The sequence below is a fragment of the Paenibacillus planticolens genome (genome assembly GCF_013141725.1).
In the GTDB taxonomy this organism is placed as follows: Bacteria; Bacillota; Bacilli; order Paenibacillales; family NBRC-103111; genus Paenibacillus_E; species Paenibacillus_E planticolens.
The window spans coordinates 12,195-30,381 of record NZ_WHNZ01000085.1 but is presented as its reverse complement, the minus strand read 5'-3'; the positions used below and the strand labels follow the sequence as shown (position 1 = coordinate 30,381).

Here is an 18,187-nt window from a genome sequence, read left to right as displayed (position 1 = left end):
GGATTCCATGGAGTCAGCGATATTTGATCCCGATTCGGATTATGCAATCGGTGTCGACATCGGCGGTACGAAAATGAATGCCGGCGTTGTCAGCTCATGCGGGGACGTATTGCATACGGTCAGTTTGGCTACGATGGCCGGACAAGTGAACACGGCGGACCGCGTCATACAGACGATTCAGAAGTTACTCTCAGAGGTTGAAGCGGTCAACCCTGATATGCGCTACAAAGGAATTGGCGTCGGCAGCGCAGGACAAATCGATTGGTCGGCCGGACAAGTCCGGTCCGCTTCCGAGCTGCTCCCGGGCTACGCCGGGACGCCGCTGAAGGCGCTGCTGCAAGCGCAGTTTCAGATGCCAGTCACAGTCGATAATGACGTGAATGTCCTGGCTCTGACGGAGAAACACCTTGGCGCAGGCAAAGGGGTTAAGCATTTCCTGTGCGTGGCGTTGGGCACCGGCGTAGGCGGAGCTGTTGTCGTTGATGGGCATCTCGTGCACGGCTGCTGGGGCGCAGGCGGGGAATTAGGCCATCTTTCGGTGGATTGGAAGGGAGCTCCCTGCTTATGTGGGGGCAAAGGATGCCTGGAACAATATGCGTCGGGCACCAATATTGCCCGAAGAATGACCGAGAGGCTGGCTGCAGCGGGGATGGCTCCTGTGTCTATCGACTCGCGGGAGGTTTTTTCCCGCTGGCAGTCTGGCGACAGGATGGCTGCCGAAGTCATGAAGGAAACGATCGCAGCGCTGGGTTCGGCTATGGCATCGCTTGTTCATATTTTTAATCCTGAACTGATTATTATTGGCGGCGGTGTGGCCGAGGCGGGCGATGAATTCCTGGAGGGCATCAGGAAAGAAATAGCCGCCAGAACCATGCCTTCCATGCATGATGGCGTCAGGATTGAGAAGGCCTATCGCGGGAACTGGAGCGGGATGATTGGCGCTGCTTTGCAGGTATGGGAGTATGCAAGGTGAAATAGCACAGCAAGAGGCTGCCTTGAGTAGATGATTCTACTTAAAGGCAGCCTTTTGCGTTTATGAATAAGGGGAAATTTCCCTCTAATAGGACTTCAGAAGCTTGTCAGATCCATTTAGAAGGAAAAACTCCCTCTATTTGCGCCGATTTCATGAGAATTCTCTGAATCCGGTCACATTAAGGGAGGTTTTCCTTCTATTTTCCTTACGAGGTCATCTTTCGATCCGTTTAGAGGGAGGGAGATTTTCCAGCTATCTTACTTCGCCTTCTTCGTGGGACAGGCTCGTTCCGCTTATGCATGTGCAAACTGTTTAATCTCAAGTTTGGTCGTCGTTAAATATGTAAGCTCCGGCGTAGCGAACAATTCAGCCAACTGCCGAAGGCGCATATAGATCGTCCGTAAAATGACACAATCCATCTGTGTAATCAGACAGCGATTCGCGATAAAATCGTGCATGCCCACTTTAATCAGATCGTCGCTTGCCCGCAGATCGACTATCTTTTGTTTCGTTGGATGTCCGCTATTGACAACATATTTGGTTTGTTCCAGTGCGAATTGATACAATTCGGCGCATCTTCTGGATATGCGGACTTGTCTTTTTGCCCCATAGGCATCCGTGACCGTGAGCAGGCATTTTTTTGGATCTAAGGAGCTCTTTTTCAAATAAACAATTTCATGAGACTCAATGCCCTCAGCGAGCAGGCGGATAATAATGGCGTCTTGCGGATTCGTACAACCGGCTTCGATACGTTCAATTTTCTCTAGAGTAAGAATACGAAATCAACTTCCCTTCCCATAGCAAGTCATGATTTTCTGTAAAAGTTTCATGTGGCTTTCAGCGATAAGCAACTATATAAACTATGCAGGGAAGGGGGTGGTTTATGACAGTTAACAAAAACTTTATTTCATCACTCACTGAAATTAAATTATACTCCCATAATTATCCAGAATGTGTTATCGTATAAATTGGAAATATTACCTATTTTAGGAGGTTCGAATTGAAAAAGTATAATATATTCATTCTAGGAATTGCAGTTGGAGTCGTTGCAGTTGTTTCAACATCAGGTTTTGCAAATTCAGCGCTTGAAAAAATTGAAGCCTATCTTAACCCGAATATGTCAGTAGAGCTCGACGGGAATAAGTTAGCTTTAGAAAAGCCGGTTGCAATAATTGACGGAAACTCTTACTTGCCCCTGAAGAGCATCGGTCAGGCCTTAGGTAAGGAGGTAAAATGGAATGAGCAAACTAGTACTATAGAGTTGAGATCTATCAGTCCATCAGAATTGATTGATAAGCAAAAGAACACAATCGATAAAAAGATTTATTATAAGCATTCGGATGTAAATAATAAGTACCCAATTTCATTTAAGGAACATTTTAGTGATCATAGTGCGCTGATCGTTTTTAATGGAAAAGAGTATCATATTAAAGTTGCAGAAGGTGACATCTATCTTGACACCTTTAATATAGCATCCGCGAGTGAAGCCGTAACTTACCATTCTTCAGATTTATTATTGCAATATTTAACAGAAGATCAACTGAAGGAGTTTAAGAAATACAAAATGGATTCTTCAACAAATAGAATCTCGCCTATCCAATGAGATAGGCTTTCTTTTTTTTCATGGATTAACTTGTCGCAATAATGGCTTTTAATTGTTTGGCAAATTCTTTGGAAGCGATGGACTGATGCCGGTTCTTAACTCTGATGGAGCAGAAGGTCACTTCCATGTCTTCTCCGGTAATGTCCAATGCCACTGTGCTGCCTGTGAGTATGTAGGGGTCATATTTCAAGCCGAGCTCTGTGTAAAAGCCAATCGCGATGCCTTCGGCGATCACGCGCTTTGCCGCTTCTGAATTTCCCAACTTGAACAAAATGTTAGGTTCCCCGTGCTTTCTTAGCTTCTCAATCAAGTAATCGGAATTTAGCAGGATGGGCTGATTTACTAGTTCCAGGGTGGAAATGGTTGTCCGGTGAGCGAAGGGCGAATTTTTGCCTACACAGGCCATGACTCTGTTGTCCATTAGCTTTTCTACGGTTAGCTGATGATTCGGCTCTTCATGGTGCTTTGGCACAGCGATTAAGCCCATATCAACGTTTCCGGAAAGCACTTCCTGTTTAATTTGCTCATAATCAAGCTCCAGCATTTCCAGCTCGACTAACGGGTGTTTCTCTTTGAAAAGCGCTAACGTTGCGGGGAGCACGCTTAAACATAAGCTTGGCACTGAAGCAATGGAGAGGAGCCCGGAAAGCTCTCTGGCATGATGGCCGACGGATTCCCGGAGTTCCTCTACTTTGCTAATAATTTCTTCAGCTTTACTTATGATCCTCTTGCCTTCTTCTGTCGGTACAGCGCCAAAGCGCGAACGGTTAAAAAGCTTGACGCCAAGCTCCTCCTCCAGCGAGACGATGGCTTGGGAAATGTTCGGTTGGGAAACGTGCAGCTTTTCGGCTGCCATGGAAATAGACCCTGCTTGGTTGATCTCGATCACATACAGCAGTTGTTCGATCCGCATAGTTCACCCTGCCCTTGAAGGATATATTGGTGTAAATATATCCCAATACCTTAGGGGAAGGCAATGATAGCGAAGGCCTATTTTAGTAGGAAGAGACTTCTATGTTCAGTTTGCTGCTCTCCCGAATTTGTGCGTTAACAACGAAGCGGGAAAGCACTACGCTAATTTCATATAAAGCAAACAAGGGCACGGCGACCATCAGATGGGAAATAAGGTCAGGCGGCGATATGAGGCTGGCCGTGATGACGAGCAAGAGATAGGCATACCTGCGAAATTTGTGCAGCAGCTTCGGATTCAGCAGCTTAATGCGGGTCAGAAACATCACGACGATAGGCAATTCGAAGGCGATGGATAACGGCAGCACGATGTTCAGCATAAAGCCGAAATATTGGGCAACCCCGTAGGTCTGGGTTAATCCAAGATTGTCCGTGATGCGAATCGTGAAGGTCATGCACATGGGGAAGACGACAAAGTAGGCAAAAGAAAGCCCGATCATAAAACAAAGGAACGTATAGGGGATATAGCGGAGTGTGGCGCTTTGTTCTTCTTTGGTAAGACCCTCCTTCACGAACCCCCATGCCTGGAAAAGGATAAAAGGCAGCGTGATTGTAAGTGAAATCACGAACGCAATCATCATATAGATGCGAATGCCATCCATAGGGGAGAATACGTGCCAGCTCATGGCGGACGCCGGGGGTGTTTCTTTGAAGTACAGGAGAATTTTCTGGGCTGCGAAAAAGCCGCCGATCATCGTCAGAACAAGAACGATCAAAACCCGAATGATGCGGGTTCGGAGCTCGGATAAATGGTCCATCAGTGACATCATTTCTTTGATTTGCATAGACGGCGCCTCCAACTCTTTGTTTGGTTTACGAACCTGCCAGCATGCGCTTGAGCTCGACGGTTTGAAAGCCATTCATCATTTTGGTATGTATATCCATAATCATTTCAACGTCTTCGAATGAGTATTTGCGAACGCCCCCTTTGCTTCTCTCCGGAAAAATGAGTTTCCGATCCTCGTAGTAGCGAATTTGCCTTTCCGATAGTCCGGTTAATTCACTGACAACACCGATTTGAATTACTTTTTTTTGAGTCATCATCTTCGTCGTCATCATCATGATTATCCAACCTCCAGTTAATGTTAGTTAAATTAACATATACGTGACGTTAACATAAGTAAACTCTATCATTTCATCAAAAACGGATCAAATAATCCATATTTATCTGGGTATAAGTATAATTTATGTAATGTAATCTTACACAAAATAATGACGAAACCGTTTGCCATTGATATGTTTAATGTGCGGTTTATCCAAACATGAACGAGGAGATGGGAGCATGGAGAAGACACCGATCAAAGAAGAGCAAATTACACGCAGACAATTTTTGACTACAGTCGGAAAGGTAGGAGGGTCGGCCGCACTTTTCAGCGTTATGGGAACGTTAGGTTTGTTATCCCCAGAGACCATGAAAGCGGCCGATTATACGCCCCCTTCAGGTTGGGATCTCACATCGACAAATCGCAACGGCAAGAAAGTCATCATTCTCGGCGGAGGGATAGCCGGTTTAACGGCTGCCTATGAACTCGGAAATGCTGGGTATCAATGTACCATTTTAGAAGCTAGAGCTCGAGTGGGCGGTAGAGCGTGGTCGGTGCGCAGAGGAACGGCGGTTGCAGAAGTAGGGGGAACGAAACAAGTTGCCCGTTTTGATAATGGCATGTATTTTAACGCCGGGCCGATGCGTATTCCGCAATTTCACGTAACGCTGGACTATGCCCGCAAATTTGGCGTTGCGATTGAGCCTTTTAACAATGTGAACGAAAGCGGCTACTACTATAACGAAAATGTCGGCGAGCTGTCAGGCGTGAAAATTCCGAAGCGCCAAGCGAAAGCGGACGTTAGAGGCTATGTGGCCGAAATGCTGGCTAAAGCCGTGAATCAAAAGGCGCTGGACCTCCCGCTAACGACGGAAGAAAAAGCGAAGCTCGTCGCCTATTTGAAAGCCGAAGGGGATTTGAGTGCGGATTTGTTCTATAAAGGCTCGGAACGGGCCGGATATACCGAGGAGCCGGGCGGGAAATTTGACGCAGGCGTTCGGAGAGATCCATTCAGTTTGAAAGCCATCATCAACTCCGGTTTCGGACAATTTTTTAGCAGCGAATATTCGTATGATCAGCAAATGATGATGTTCCACCCGGTTGGCGGGATGGATATGATCGCGAAAGCTTTTGAGAAGCGGGTCGGCGACAAGATTGAGTTTCATGCCGAGGTTCAAGAAATTAAACAGTCTTCGGAAGGCGTACGCATTTTGTATAAAGATTTGAACACGGGCGCAAGCAAAGAAGTTACAGGAGACTTCTGCATCTGTACCATTCCGCTCCCTGTTCTTAAAGATATTAGGGCTGATTTCTCCGCGGAAATGTCAACGGCCATCGCCAAAATCGCTTATGCTTCTGCGGGTAAAATCGGTCTCCAATTCAAGCGCCGGTTCTGGGAGGAGGATGAGCAAATTTACGGAGGCAGCACGCTGACGAATATGGATATCGCCAGTATTTATTACCCGCCGACCGATTATTTTGCTAAAAAAGGACTGCTCTTAGGCTACTATGCCTTCGGCGGCAATGCCGACAAGCTCGGCAAAATGACGCCTGCCCAAAGGGAGGATTACGCGCTAAGCCAAGGGGCGAAAATTCACCCGCAATATCACAAAGAATTTGAAGCCTCCTTCTCCGTCGACTGGAAGAGGATCAAGTACAATCTTGGCGGATGGGCTTCGTATACGTCGGATGACCGTAAAAATTATTATCCGACCTTATGCAAGCCGGATGGCCGCATTTACTTGGCCGGGGAGCACATCAGCTATATTACCGCTTGGCAGGCAGGAGCTATTGAGTCTGCAAGAAAAGTGGTCACCGAGATTCATGAGCGCGTCATGAAAGAGTAGACGAAGAGGAGCGATGAACGATGATCTTAACTAAAAAAGTGAAAACGATAGCTGCTGCAACGATAGCTTCATGCCTCATCTGTGTCAGCGCTTATGCGGCAGGCGCCGAAAAGACGAACAAATATGCATCGGAACCGATTCATGAGGTTGAGTTCTACGGCAATCCGGCCTCCTCGATCTCGGCAGGTGTGTCCGTTCCATCGGGATCCTCGTATTTGTTCACAAGCGGAACCGTACCGCCGGTCCTTAATAAAGAGGGCAAAACGGTTTATGAGCGCTATGGGGATACCAAGACGCAAGGCATCGGTATTTTGAAGGAAATTGAGAAACAGTTAAAGGACAAAGGATTGACGCTTGCCGATGTCGCTTATTTGCGCGTATATGTAACAGCCGACACAGCCAAAGACAATAAGTTTGACTATCAAGGCTGGTTTGATGCTTATGCGCAATTTTTCGGCACGGAAGCGAATCCTGTTAAACCGGCGCGTTCGACGGTTGGCGTAGCAGGCCTCGTCAGTTCTGACTGGCTGATTGAAATTGAAGCTGTAGCGGTATATCCGAAGCATCATAACCAAGACTAATGAAACGGAGTTGATGATCTTATGCTGCAAAATATTGGATTCCCAGGTCTCATGTTAATTTTAGTCGTTGTTCTGGTGCTGTTTGGCCCATCCAAGCTTCCGGAGCTTGGCCGGGCTGTCGGCCGCACACTGCATGAATTCAAGAGCTCGGCCAGGGAACTGGTCTCCGACGGCAAAGAATCGGCGGATCATATCGAGCCGGATGATAAGCGGCTTGATAAGGCGAAAGCTTAATTTGGAGCATGAATAACCGTAACCTGTACCTGCGATTCCGTTTGTGAGGAGCGCAGCGTACAGGTTTATTCTATTTTATCAGACGGATGGAGGGGGAAGGGGGCCTATAAAAAACACTGCCATGCCTTGTTTTAACACAATTATTTGGCAGAGGAATGTGGTATAGTGTGCTCACGTGAAAAACTGCCATTTCATTCCATTATTTGGAGGGATCGCGATTGAAGCTAAGCACGAATGTCGACGTTAGAAAGGAACCTTTTCATCTGAACCATTGCAAGTCCAGCCCTAAACACACTTGGGAGATTCATCATGCTCACCCTAGCATGGAATTCTTGTATGTCTATGAAGGTGAGGGCCGTATTGAGGTGAATAAGCAGGTGTTTCTAGTCGAACCCGGCACACTGCTTCTGTTTCAGCCCTTTCAATTGCACCGGATTTATATGAAGGGGCCTTTCGTCCGTACCGTACTTATGTTTGATCCCTACAAGCTGGACGCTGCGCTGCAGACTTTCAGCGGAATTCGCAGTTGGTTTAACATTCTCTGGAAGCAGCCTTTGCAATGTCAAGCCTTAGCGAAGCAGCAGCACTTGGAAGCATTGTTCGAGCGCTTGCATCAGAAGTTGACGCGTATTCCCGTTCATAAACAGCACGAAGAGTTCGTTTTATGTTTATTGGCCATTATCCAAGGGCTTGAACCGTATGAAAAAGCGTTCTATAGCGGGTTCGAAGACAAGCTGAAGACGCGATACTCCCACACCGCTGTGCAGATGATCGACTGGATCGAGCTTCATTTTAAAGAAAAATTTGATTTGAATCAGATGTCGGAGGATTTGCATCTGTCGACATACTACTTGTCTCATACATTTCGACAATCCATGGGCAGCTCCATTACGGAATTTATCGTTGCACGAAGGTTGAAAGAAGCTTGTTACCTGCTTGAAACAACAAACAAAACGGCCAGCTTCATCGCGCAGGAGGTCGGCTTTCTAAATGCTTCTTATTTTTGCAGAGTGTTTAAAACAGTGCTCGGCATGACTCCAAAAACGTATCGTCTGCAGTTGTAAAGACAGCAATACAATGCGACTTCCAGGCAATAGAGGGACACATGCCATGATGGCTATATTATATACTCTTTGTTGTAAGCGTTATCAATATTGTGGCGAAGTGGGAGCCCTCTGGTTTTGGGGCTTCTTTTTTGGCTTGATAGGGGGCTATGGGGCTCTATTTCCCCGGAAATAACCCATTTTGCTTCTTCCGATATTCGCCAAGATAGCGGACTGCTGTTCACTGGAATGGAGGGCTAAAACGTCGGAGTTATGGGCATGTATGAGAACGAAGCACGTTTTTCACAACTTTTGCATATCGACATGATGAGGTTTGTGTGGGATTATGAAGGGTAGTAAGTGGAGGGATGAGGGGGAAGTCGGACATGAGTTCTGCGCGTGGGGTCGCACTGGTGACGGGCGCATCCAGCGGATTCGGCTTATTGACGTCGATTGCGCTTGCTGGGCAAGGATATCGCGTGATCGCAACGATGCGCGATTTGAGCAGAAGCGAGTCATTGCTTCTGCAAGCTGAAAAAGTAGGCGTAAGCTCGGCTATCGAGACCATGTTCCTAGATGTAACGATTCAGACATCGATTGAGGCGGCTGTTTCTGATATCATGAAGAAGTATGGACGAATCGATGTGCTGATTAACAATGCCGGCTTCGCTGTTGGCGGTTATGTGGAAGATGTCCCGATGGAAGCTTGGCGATCCCAGTTGGAAACGAATGTGTTTGGCGTCATTGCGACCACAAAGGCGGTTTTACCATACATGCGCGCCAGTCAGTCAGGCTGTATCGTCAATGTGAGCAGTGTGAGCGGGCTGTCCGCCTTTCCGGGGTATGCACCGTACAGCACGTCCAAGTTCGCGATTGAGGGATTTAGCGAATCCTTGCGTTTGGAAATGATGTCTTTCGGCGTTCGCGTTGTTCTTATAGAGCCGGGAGCCTACCGAACGGACATATGGCGCAAAGGCTTCGAGGGCATACATACGACGGAAGCTTCGCCATACTGGCGGCGGCTCAGCAGCATGCTGGCGTACTCGCGGAAAGTGTCCATGACCGCACCCGACCCGCAGGAAGTTGCCGATGCAATCGCGCGGCTGGTGGACAAGCGTGAGCCTAAGCTCCGGTACCCGCTTGGTCGCGGCGTGAAGATGGGGCTGTGGGCGAGAAGTTTTTTGCCGTGGAAATGGTATGAAAGCATTTTGAATCGATTGTTGAAATGACAGGGAGTCCAAGAACGCAGAAACCAAGGAGTGAAATGAATGTCTCGCAAGTGGGAACGAATGGTTAGTAAAAATGCAAAGAAAATAAATAAGGATAGGTCTAAAAGAGGGATTGCTCCGATTTCTACAGACCCTGACCGGGCTGAAGTATTCAAGGGCAGAAGCATTATGTTAGCGTTGTTTTTCGTTCTGATTTCGGTCTTTCTATTGTTGACTTTGACCAAAACGAGCGGGGATACGATGTATTGGTATACAACCAGCGCTTACATGGTGGTAGGCTTGTTCGTATATTTCATTCGCCGGCCTTATTTGAAGGTGAGCAAGACGAGCCTGTCGAAGCGCGGCTTTGCCAGAGAACTCGTGCTAGGTGCGGAGAGCATTAACGAGATCGTGTATGCACCGGGGCAAGTCGTCATTCATCTGAAAGGCAAGTCGCCGCGCTGGGTCTACAACAGGACGCTGAACCGTTTTGATGTGGCGGCGATGGCGGGCAAATTGAAGAAGTTTGCTGAGCAGAATCAAGTTGCTTTTGTAGATAAAACGGTGTAAACGTGCACGGGGGTTGCCCTTGAAGGTGTGAAAGCTCTTCTGGGGCGGCAAAAAGAGCCTGTTCCCATAAGTACGAACTAGGCAAGGTAAGATAACGGGAAAAACTTCCTCTAAATTGCTCGAATGATTGCCTCGTAGGGAATTTAGCAGGAAAACCTCCCGCTAATTTAACCGGATTTCGTGAATTCTCACGGAATCTGTGCAAATAGAGGGGGTTTTTCCGGCTAAATGGATCTGACAAGCATCTGCAGTCCAATTAGAGGGGAATTTTTCCCTTATTTCGACCATAGCAGCATAACTGCACAAAAGGCTGTCCCACAAGTCATAGAAATGACTAGGGATAGCCTTTTGTTATCTCAGGGATTCGGAATCGGAGTCGACGTTACCGTTTGTCCTTGCTTAATCATACTTATCCTCATCAATTCGAAGGACATTGTCCATGGTCAGCTCGGCTTCCGTCTCGAAGTTGAGATGAAGCGGCGCAGGAAGCGCATCAAGGATTTCCTGCACGGCATCCATACCCATCAGTTCATCGAAGGTTTGCGGTCCCGGCTCCAGTTCGTAGACCCACTCGCGGAAAGCATCGATAAATAAGTAAAAGGAGGACTGGAATTGGTCCGCGACGGCTTCCTGCTCATCGCTTTGGTAGGACGACATGGCGTTCCAGTTCTGGATGGTTGTTTGAAGTGCTTGCTCAACGTTTGTGTTCATGTAACCTCCTTGGATGCAGCCAACGCTTGCGTTGACGAGCGAATGAGCAGCTCTGACGGCAGGATCATCTTCCGGCTCTCGGGCATTGCCTCGCCTTCAATGCGCTCGATCAGCAGCTGCATGCCCAGCGCGCCGAATTGGTAGGCTGGCTGGGAAGCTACGGTCAGAAATGGATTTATCGCGTCTGCGTGGCCAAAATCGTCGAAGCAGACGACCGACAAATCGCCGGGAACCTGCAAGCCGCGCTTTCTCAAGGCTTGAATCACGCCGACGGCGAGCATGTTGTTGGCGGCAAAGATGGCGGTAGGCGGATCTGCATGATGGATCAGCGCATCTAAGGCCGATTCATCGTGAAAGTCCCGGTAGTTCAGGTGGACAACTAGCGAATCCTCAACAGCCAGACCGTTCAACAGGTGAGCTTCACGATATCCGGTGTATCGTAAGCGGGCAGTAGAGACATCGGGTGAACCGTTAATCATGGCAATACGGCGGTGCCCTAGCTTTATTAAGTGCTCCACAAGCTTTCTTGCGCCTTCCTTGCTGTCGCCAAGCACAACATCCGCTTCGATGCCGGGAATTTCACGATCAAGCACGACGAAAGGAATATTGTGCTTTTGAAGCTGCTGCAAGTTCTCCAAAGAGTGATCCCCCGTCGGCGCGAAAAGGACGCCATCCACGCGAGTCGATAGTATCATATCGACGTAGCCTTTCTCCTTCGCATAATCTTCGTCGCTATTGGCGAACAGCAGCCGGTACCCGGCGCGCAAAGCGGTGTCCTCCGCACCTCGCGCAAGCGTCGTGTAGAACGGATTCGTAATATCTGTAATGAGCAATGACAGTATTTTCGTTTTTTGCAAAACGAGACTGCGAGCCATCGAGTTCGGAATATAGTGGAGCTCCTCCATGACTTTTTTTACACGCTTGCGCGTAGCCTCGCTAATGCGGCCTGTGTTATTGATAACCCGGGAAACGGTCATGGCCGAAACGCCGGCTTTTTCAGCGATATCATAAATTGTAATCAAATAGCGTCACCTTTTTCAGTCCATGTCTCATTCTATTTGTCTATTGTATAGAAATTAAAGATTGACAGCAAGGTTTAAAGTTGATAATTTTGAGTTATCGATAACACACATTTTTGAAGGAGGATTTGAATATGCTAAAAGGGATACCTGCCATTCTTTCGCCTGAGCTTTTGAAGGTGCTGATGGAGATGGGCCATGGCGATGAGATTGTTTTGGCGGATGGGAACTTTCCTGCAGCGAGTCATGCGAATCGTCTGCTTCGCTGTGACGGCCATGGCGTACCGGAATTATTGGAAGCGGTTTTATCGTTGTTTCCGTTGGATACTTACAGTGATCAACCGGTCGCTTTAATGGCAGTGGTCCCGGGCGATAAGGTGGAAACGCCGATCTGGGGCACATACGAAGAGCTGATACAAAAGCATATGAAACCGGAGATTGCGTATGTGGAACGCTTTGCTTTTTATGAACGGGCGAAGAAAGCTTATGCCATTGTGGCAACGAGCGAAAAAGCGCTATACGCCAATGTAATTTTGAAAAAAGGTGTCATTAGCACATAGTTTGAATTACCGATAACTCTAAACAAGTCGAAATTTGGCAGCATATATCCCAATAACCCAAAACTGAGGAGGCTACAACAAATGGCACACAGCACACACAGATGGAACCAGGAGTTCCCGAAGATCGGTATTCGACCAACGATTGACGGTAGAAGAAAAGGGGTTCGTGAATCGCTTGAAGAGCAAACGATGAACATGGCGAAAGCCGTTGCCGCACTATTAAGCGAAACTTTGAAATATCCAAATGGCGAGCCTGTCGAATGTGTCATTGCGGACACGTGCATTGGCGGCGTGGCCGAGGCGGCGGCGGCAGCGAACAAATTCACTAGATCAGGTGTAGGTGTATCCATTACGGTTACTCCTTGTTGGTGTTACGGAACAGAAACGATGGATATGGACCCTTCCACGCCGAAGGCGATTTGGGGCTTTAACGGAACGGAGCGTCCGGGCGCGGTTTATTTGGCTGCTGTTTTATCAGGTCACGCGCAAAAAGGAATTCCCGCATTTGGCATTTACGGCAAGGATGTGCAGGATGCCGGTACGACAGATATTCCGCAGGACGTTCAGGAGAAGTTGATCCGTTTCTCTAAGGCAGGTCTTGCTGCCGCTTATATGAAAGGCAAATCGTATTTGGCGATTGGCTCCGTTTCCATGGGAATTGCGGGTTCGATCGTGAACGAGGAGCTGTTCCAGAACTATTTGGGCATGCGCAACGAATATGTTGATATGTCTGAGCTGGTGCGTCGCATAAATGAGGAAATTTTTGATCCTGAAGAATATCAACTAGCTTTGAACTGGGTAAAAGAGAATTGTGCCGAAGGACCGGATAAAAATCCAGCCGAGATCCAAACAACCCGCGAAAGAAAAGATCAAGATTGGGAAACCGTGGTGAAAATGTCCTTAATCGTCAGGGACTTAATGGTGGGTAACCCTCGTCTGGCCGATCTTGAGTTCGGAGAAGAAGCGCTTGGTCACAACGCGATCCTTTCCGGTTTCCAAGGGCAGCGCCACTGGACAGATCATTTCCCGAACGGCGACTTCATGGAAGCTATTTTGAATACATCCTTTGACTGGAACGGCAAGCGCGCGCCTTATTTGGTCGCAACCGAGAATGACAGCTTGAATGGGGTTTCGATGCTTTTCGGTAACCTGCTCACGAATACCGCGCAAATTTTTGCAGACGTAAGAACATACTGGAGTCCTGATGCGGTCAAACGTGTAACCGGGCACACTTTAAGCGGTGCGGGGAAAGACGGCATTCTTCACTTAATTAACTCAGGTCCGGCGGCACTCGACGGGACAGGCGAGCAGACGCGTGACGGCCAGCCCGTTATGAAGCCTTACTGGGAAATCACCGACGAAGAAGTGGGCAAATGTCTCAAAGCGACTTCTTGGCGTCCGGCTTCCGTTGAGTATTTCCGCGGTGGCGGCTACTCGTCAGATTTCTTGACCAAGGGCGGCATGCCTGTCACAATGTCACGGATCAACCTTGTGAAAGGCTTAGGACCTGTGCTGCAATTGGCGGAAGGCTACTCGGTGGATCTGCCTGAAGATGTTCATAAAACCTTAGATGATCGCACGGATTCAACGTGGCCGACGACATGGTTTGCTCCTATTTTGACTGGGGAAGGTTCATTTACGGATGTGTATTCGGTGATGGATAACTGGGGCTCGAACCATGGTTCGATCAGCTATGGTCACATCGGAGCGGATTTGATTACGTTGGCGGCGGTCCTAAGAATTCCGGTTTCCATGCATAACGTGGCCAAAGAGCACATCTTCCGCCCGCGTGTCTGGAGCAATTTCGGAACGTCCGATCCTGAAGGCGCGGATTTCAGAGCTTGCAGCTCCTTCGGTCCTTTATACAAGTAACAGGAATTGAGGTGCACCTGTGGGAGCGAACTCTTTAAATATGCTGGCCGTCGATTTCGGCGCTAGCAGCGGCAGAACGATACTTGGGCGATGGGATGGCTCAAAGCTTTCGGTAGAAGAAATTCACCGTTTCGCCAATGATCCTGTTGCGTTGAACGGTAGGCTGTATTGGGATTTTCTAAGGCTTTTTCATGAGTTGAAAAAAGGGATCCATGCCTTTAAGCAGCAGGCTTCCGGAAGTCCGGCATCGATTGCCGTCGATACGTGGGGTGTGGACTACGGTTTTGTGGACGGCAAAGGGAGGCTGCTCGGCAATCCGTATCATTACAGGGAAGCTCGCAATGCACAGGCCATGGAGGCCATGCTGCAGCAGACAACTCAGCAAGAATTATACAGCAGGTCGGGTATTCAGCCCTTATCTTTTAATACGATTTTTCAGCTTTATGCCGAGCGCAGCGAACAGGGATTAACGCTGCCTGAGGATGTTCGCCTGCTGTTGATGCCGGACTTATTCCGCTTCTATTTATCCGGCATCCGCTCTACGGAGTACACGATCGCCAGCACGACAGGGCTGCTCGATTCGGCGGCAAGGGACTGGGATAAGGGCTTGCTGCACAAGCTCGGTATTCCGGCCGGTTTGTTCACCGACATTGTGATGCCAGGAACGATTGAAGGGAATCTGCGCAAAGACATTGCCGAGGAGCTGCAAATCGGCGGTATGTCCGTCATCGCGACGGCTTCGCATGACACGGCTTCGGCGGTTGTTTCTATTCCTTCTTTGGAGAAAGATTACGCGTTTATTTCCTGCGGCACTTGGTCGCTTATGGGCGTTGAAATCGATCAGCCGATCCTTACCGAAGAAAGCCTTCGCTACGGCTTTACGAATGAAGGCGGAGCCGAGCACAAAATTCGCATGCTGAAAAATATTATGGGTCTTTGGCTGCTCCAAGAATGCAAAAGACAGTGGGAACTGGAGGGAGAATCCCTCAGTTACGCTCAAATGCAGGAGATGGCGAAGGCGGAGCCTGGGCTGCAAAGCTATGTGGATGCGCAGGACCCGGTCTTCCTGGCTCCAGGCAATATGCCTGAGCGCATTCGGCGATATTGTGCCCAAACGGGGCAATCCGTGCCCCAAACAAAAGCGGAGCTCATCCGCTGCGTAGTAGACAGTTTGGCGATGAAATTCAAGCAAACGCTGGATGAAATCGAAGAGCTGCTCGGTACAAAGCTCCAAACGATTCATATGGTAGGCGGCGGCATTCAAAATCAGCTGCTCTGTCAGCTAACCGCGAATGCGACCGGTCGTCCGGTCATCGCCGGTCCAGTCGAAGCGACGGCCATCGGCAATATCATGATGCAGGTTAAAGCGCATGGCGAGGTACAGTCGCTGGATCAGATTCGCCAAGCCGTCCGGGATTCCTTTCCTCCGGATCGATATGAGTCTAAGGATGGGGCCGAGTGGCAGGAGGCTTACCAAACTTATTTGCAAGTCATTGCCAAGAGAATTGTAAGGAGCTGAAGACGCGATGTCTGAGCAACATATAAGAGAAGAATTAACGAAGTATGCCCGTAAAAGTGTAGCCAAAGGCCTTGTCGTAGGTCCGGGCGGCAACATCAGCGCAAGATTCGAGGATACGATGTATCTTTCGCCGAGCGGATTTGCCCTGGAAGACATTGAGCCGGAGCAGTGGGTGCCGGTTGATATCCCTTCGGGAAGCATTTTGGATAAAACATTTCGCCCGTCGTCTGAAGTGCTTATGCACTTATTCTGCTATCGCGTGAACCCGAACATGACGGCAATCGTGCATACGCACCCGGCTTATTGCATTGCATTGACGCTTGTTGACGACGAGCTGCCCATGCTGTTCCCGGATCAAGCTGCGCTTGTCGGCGATGTGGCTTTCGTGCCGTATGTCGTGCCGACTACCGATAAGCTCGCCAATCTTGTAGCGGAAAAAGCGGATCGTTACTCCTCTATTTTGCTGAAAAATCACGGACTCGTCACCACCGGCAAAAATTTGCGCGAAGCTTACTACCGCACCGAAGTCATGGAAGAAAGCGCGAAAATTTACCTCATCGCCAAGTCGGTCGGTACGCCGAGAAGGCTGACCGAGGAAGAGTACAAGGAAATTCAAGGCTTGGAAAGCGAAGCTTACCGCGTCAATTTACTGCAGCAAATGAAATAATGAACCATGCGATAAACCCGTTCTCATCGATAAATGATGGGGGCGGGTTTTTATTTGGGTTTGGGCGTGCCCAGCGGCGCAGCTGCACCAAAGTAGAAGAAGTGATCTTGCAACCAGCACGATATGGAACAAAGTGTGTATAAATAAAAGCAGCAGTCAACTCCAAGTAGAACAAAAAGGGAATGGATATGGGGTGGAAAAGCGTAGCGCCCGTATTTGAAATCGTGTTCCAACAATAAAAATCCATTCAAAGGAAACACGATTTCAAGAAACGGTTGGAACCCCATATCCAATTCCCTCCCCGTGCTCTAACGTTTGGGTCTAGTAAGGTTCTCCATCCCATATATCCGACACGAAATTCGTAATAAAACACATAGGAAACCCATCTGTTGTACAATAAAATGAAATAGATGCTTGAAAAGAATGCCGAGGTGGCCCCATGGTTAATATTTTAGTCGTAGATGACGAGCCGATGATTTGCAAAGGTGTTGCGACCATATTGAAGCAGTCCAAGCTGGATATCGGCGAGGTTTTTATGGCATATAACGGTTTTGAAGCGCTGGATTTTATTCATTTGGAGAAAATTGATCTCGTGTTTACCGATATTCAAATGGAAAAGATGAACGGCATTGAATTAATAGAAAACATATTCATGGAAGATCCGTCCATTCCGATCGTCATTTTGTCCGCCCACGGCGAGTTTGAATACGCCCAGAAAGCGATCCGTTTCGGAGCCAAAGAATACTTGGTTAAGCCGATTACTCCGCCCCATCTTATTGCTATTACTGCTAAGCTGCTCAAGGAAAAGGAAGAACGGCAGCAGCATTTTTCCAATTGGGAAGGCAATCGAACATTGGCGGACATTACATCGCTGGAGATGAACTATTATTTAAGCGAGATCGTCACGGGAACCGTCCATGAATCCGAAGTGCAAGGCATCGTCGAGAAGATCGGAAACCGCTTGTCCGGCCCGTATTACAGCATGCTCGTGATCAAGTTATTTCTAGACCGTGGCGGCATCCGCGATGAGCAAATTTCCACAATGAAGGACCGCAGCCTTTTGAAATACGCCGCTTTAAATATTATTGAGGAAACCGCGAGCCAGTGGAGCCATCTTGTCTTCAATACCCACAACTCGACCTTCTCCTTGCTGATGCAAGTTCCCGAGGAAGAGAAACGAGGCACGCTACGTATTAATCAAATGCTGATGGTAGCCCAGATGACGCATGCGAATTTGCAGAAATACGTCAATGTGAAATGCCAAATCGGCATCAGCCGCATCCGGGAAGGCATCACCCAGTGGCCTGTCATTTATCAAGAAGCGATGGAGAGCTTAACTTGGGGCGAGACGCGGAAAGACCACTACATGTTCTACATCGAGGACATCGGCAAAACGACCAATGAGCAGAGTTTAACGAGCACACAGGTGGACGAGGCGAATAATCGCATTGTTTTTGATACGAAAACGTACATTGAAGGCCACTTTTGCGACAAAGGGCTGAAGCTGCAGGACATCGCAGATAGTGTGCATTTGAGCCCGAATTATTTGAGTTATTTGTTTAAAAGAGTGATGGGCCTGGGCATTTGGGATTATGTGACCCAACTGCGCATGGAGAAAGGGAAACAGCTCATCCTCACGACCGACAAACGCCGATACGAGATTTCGGAGGAGATCGGGTACGAATCGCCGGAGCATTTTAGCAAAATATTTAAAAAGCATTTCGGAGTGAATATTTCGGAGATCAAACAGTCGGGACCGTAATATGCG

General features: G+C 48.3%; 19 protein-coding genes. 13 read left to right on the top strand and 6 right to left on the bottom strand.

Going from position 1 to position 18,187, the window contains the following annotated elements; genetic code table 11:
- Positions 1-7 precede the first annotated feature (7 nt).
- Positions 8-973: an ROK family protein gene (locus tag GC097_RS32195; protein WP_171687353.1), complete on the top strand. Its 966-nt coding sequence runs from the start codon at positions 8-10 to the stop codon at positions 971-973.
- 293 nt (positions 974-1,266) lie between these two features.
- Here GC097_RS32195 and GC097_RS32190 read toward each other — a convergent pair whose 3' ends face one another.
- Entirely contained in the window at positions 1,267-1,749 is a 483-nt protein-coding gene (locus tag GC097_RS32190; RefSeq protein ID WP_512699058.1) for a phage lytic cycle repressor MrpR family protein, read from the bottom strand.
- A 224-nt stretch (positions 1,750-1,973) separates the two neighbouring features.
- Between GC097_RS32190 and GC097_RS32185 the strand changes: the two genes are divergently transcribed.
- Positions 1,974-2,576, top strand: a complete 603-nt coding sequence (locus tag GC097_RS32185; RefSeq protein ID WP_171687351.1) for a stalk domain-containing protein — start codon at positions 1,974-1,976, stop codon at positions 2,574-2,576.
- 25 nt (positions 2,577-2,601) lie between these two features.
- On the opposite strand, the gene GC097_RS32180 is transcribed toward GC097_RS32185, so the two are convergent.
- The 3 genes from GC097_RS32180 to GC097_RS32170 all read right to left on the bottom strand — a co-directional run bounded on the left by GC097_RS32180 (position 2,602) and on the right by GC097_RS32170 (position 4,589).
- Positions 2,602-3,489: a LysR family transcriptional regulator gene (locus GC097_RS32180; RefSeq protein ID WP_171687350.1), complete on the bottom strand. Its 888-nt coding sequence runs from the start codon at positions 3,487-3,489 to the stop codon at positions 2,602-2,604.
- Between the two features lie 82 nt (positions 3,490-3,571).
- Positions 3,572-4,330, bottom strand: coding sequence for a twin-arginine translocase subunit TatC (tatC, locus tag GC097_RS32175; protein ID WP_171687349.1), 759 nt, complete (start codon positions 4,328-4,330; stop codon positions 3,572-3,574).
- Between the two features lie 28 nt (positions 4,331-4,358).
- A complete protein-coding gene (locus GC097_RS32170; protein ID WP_281364431.1) occupies positions 4,359-4,589 on the bottom strand; it encodes a MerR family transcriptional regulator in 231 nt (76 codons plus the stop codon).
- 238 nt (positions 4,590-4,827) lie between these two features.
- On the opposite strand from GC097_RS32170, the gene GC097_RS32165 reads away from it, so the two are divergent.
- The 6 genes from GC097_RS32165 (at position 4,828) to GC097_RS32140 (ending at position 10,071) form a co-directional block, all read left to right on the top strand.
- Positions 4,828-6,435: a flavin monoamine oxidase family protein gene (locus GC097_RS32165; RefSeq protein ID WP_171687347.1), complete on the top strand. Its 1,608-nt coding sequence runs from the start codon at positions 4,828-4,830 to the stop codon at positions 6,433-6,435.
- Between the two features lie 20 nt (positions 6,436-6,455).
- The gene (locus GC097_RS32160) at positions 6,456-7,016 is read left to right on the top strand and encodes a RidA family protein (RefSeq protein WP_171687346.1); all 561 of its coding nucleotides are present in this window, start codon (positions 6,456-6,458) and stop codon (positions 7,014-7,016) included.
- A gap of 21 nt (positions 7,017-7,037) precedes the next feature.
- Positions 7,038-7,250, top strand: coding sequence for a twin-arginine translocase TatA/TatE family subunit (gene tatA / locus GC097_RS32155; protein WP_167063262.1), 213 nt, complete (start codon positions 7,038-7,040; stop codon positions 7,248-7,250).
- Between the two features lie 218 nt (positions 7,251-7,468).
- Positions 7,469-8,314: a helix-turn-helix transcriptional regulator gene (locus tag GC097_RS32150; RefSeq protein ID WP_171687345.1), complete on the top strand. Its 846-nt coding sequence runs from the start codon at positions 7,469-7,471 to the stop codon at positions 8,312-8,314.
- A gap of 365 nt (positions 8,315-8,679) precedes the next feature.
- Positions 8,680-9,522: an SDR family oxidoreductase gene (locus GC097_RS32145; protein ID WP_246294590.1), complete on the top strand. Its 843-nt coding sequence runs from the start codon at positions 8,680-8,682 to the stop codon at positions 9,520-9,522.
- A 39-nt stretch (positions 9,523-9,561) separates the two neighbouring features.
- A complete protein-coding gene (locus tag GC097_RS32140; RefSeq protein ID WP_171687343.1) occupies positions 9,562-10,071 on the top strand; it encodes a hypothetical protein in 510 nt (169 codons plus the stop codon).
- 399 nt (positions 10,072-10,470) lie between these two features.
- On the opposite strand, the gene GC097_RS32135 is transcribed toward GC097_RS32140, so the two are convergent.
- Positions 10,471-10,782: a hypothetical protein gene (locus GC097_RS32135; protein WP_171687342.1), complete on the bottom strand. Its 312-nt coding sequence runs from the start codon at positions 10,780-10,782 to the stop codon at positions 10,471-10,473.
- On the bottom strand, positions 10,779-11,804 hold the full coding sequence (locus GC097_RS32130) for a LacI family DNA-binding transcriptional regulator (protein ID WP_171687341.1): 1,026 nt from the start codon (positions 11,802-11,804) through the stop codon (positions 10,779-10,781). The genes GC097_RS32135 and GC097_RS32130 overlap by 4 nt, the downstream gene beginning before the upstream one ends.
- Before the next feature lie 131 nt (positions 11,805-11,935).
- On the opposite strand from GC097_RS32130, the gene fucU reads away from it, so the two are divergent.
- The 5 genes from fucU to GC097_RS32105 all read left to right on the top strand — a co-directional run bounded on the left by fucU (position 11,936) and on the right by GC097_RS32105 (position 18,181).
- Complete coding sequence (fucU, locus tag GC097_RS32125) at positions 11,936-12,361, top strand: L-fucose mutarotase (RefSeq protein WP_171687340.1); 426 nt, start codon at positions 11,936-11,938, stop codon at positions 12,359-12,361.
- An 81-nt stretch (positions 12,362-12,442) separates the two neighbouring features.
- Entirely contained in the window at positions 12,443-14,233 is a 1,791-nt protein-coding gene (locus GC097_RS32120) for an L-fucose isomerase (RefSeq protein ID WP_171687339.1), read from the top strand.
- 19 nt (positions 14,234-14,252) lie between these two features.
- Positions 14,253-15,752 (top strand): rhamnulokinase, encoded by a 1,500-nt coding sequence (locus GC097_RS32115; protein ID WP_312875758.1) that lies wholly within the window; start codon positions 14,253-14,255, stop codon positions 15,750-15,752.
- Positions 15,753-15,759: 7 nt separating this feature from the next.
- The gene (locus tag GC097_RS32110) at positions 15,760-16,419 is read left to right on the top strand and encodes a class II aldolase/adducin family protein (protein WP_171687338.1); all 660 of its coding nucleotides are present in this window, start codon (positions 15,760-15,762) and stop codon (positions 16,417-16,419) included.
- Between the two features lie 439 nt (positions 16,420-16,858).
- A complete protein-coding gene (locus GC097_RS32105) occupies positions 16,859-18,181 on the top strand; it encodes a response regulator (RefSeq protein ID WP_171687337.1) in 1,323 nt (440 codons plus the stop codon).
- Positions 18,182-18,187 lie beyond the last annotated feature (6 nt).

Coding starts and splice junctions, on each gene's coding strand:
- GC097_RS32195 (WP_171687353.1), top strand. CDS start 8: ATGGAGTCAGCGATATTTGATCCCGATTCGGATTATGCAATCGGTGTC.
- GC097_RS32180 (WP_171687350.1), bottom strand. CDS start 3,489: ATGCGGATCGAACAACTGCTGTATGTGATCGAGATCAACCAAGCAGGG.
- tatC (WP_171687349.1), bottom strand. CDS start 4,330: ATGCAAATCAAAGAAATGATGTCACTGATGGACCATTTATCCGAGCTC.
- GC097_RS32170 (WP_281364431.1), bottom strand. CDS start 4,589: ATGATGACTCAAAAAAAAGTAATTCAAATCGGTGTTGTCAGTGAATTA.
- GC097_RS32165 (WP_171687347.1), top strand. CDS start 4,828: ATGGAGAAGACACCGATCAAAGAAGAGCAAATTACACGCAGACAATTT.
- GC097_RS32160 (WP_171687346.1), top strand. CDS start 6,456: ATGATCTTAACTAAAAAAGTGAAAACGATAGCTGCTGCAACGATAGCT.
- tatA (WP_167063262.1), top strand. CDS start 7,038: ATGCTGCAAAATATTGGATTCCCAGGTCTCATGTTAATTTTAGTCGTT.
- GC097_RS32145 (WP_246294590.1), top strand. CDS start 8,680: ATGAGTTCTGCGCGTGGGGTCGCACTGGTGACGGGCGCATCCAGCGGA.
- GC097_RS32140 (WP_171687343.1), top strand. CDS start 9,562: ATGTCTCGCAAGTGGGAACGAATGGTTAGTAAAAATGCAAAGAAAATA.
- GC097_RS32135 (WP_171687342.1), bottom strand. CDS start 10,782: ATGAACACAAACGTTGAGCAAGCACTTCAAACAACCATCCAGAACTGG.
- fucU (WP_171687340.1), top strand. CDS start 11,936: ATGCTAAAAGGGATACCTGCCATTCTTTCGCCTGAGCTTTTGAAGGTG.
- GC097_RS32120 (WP_171687339.1), top strand. CDS start 12,443: ATGGCACACAGCACACACAGATGGAACCAGGAGTTCCCGAAGATCGGT.
- GC097_RS32110 (WP_171687338.1), top strand. CDS start 15,760: ATGTCTGAGCAACATATAAGAGAAGAATTAACGAAGTATGCCCGTAAA.
- GC097_RS32105 (WP_171687337.1), top strand. CDS start 16,859: ATGGTTAATATTTTAGTCGTAGATGACGAGCCGATGATTTGCAAAGGT.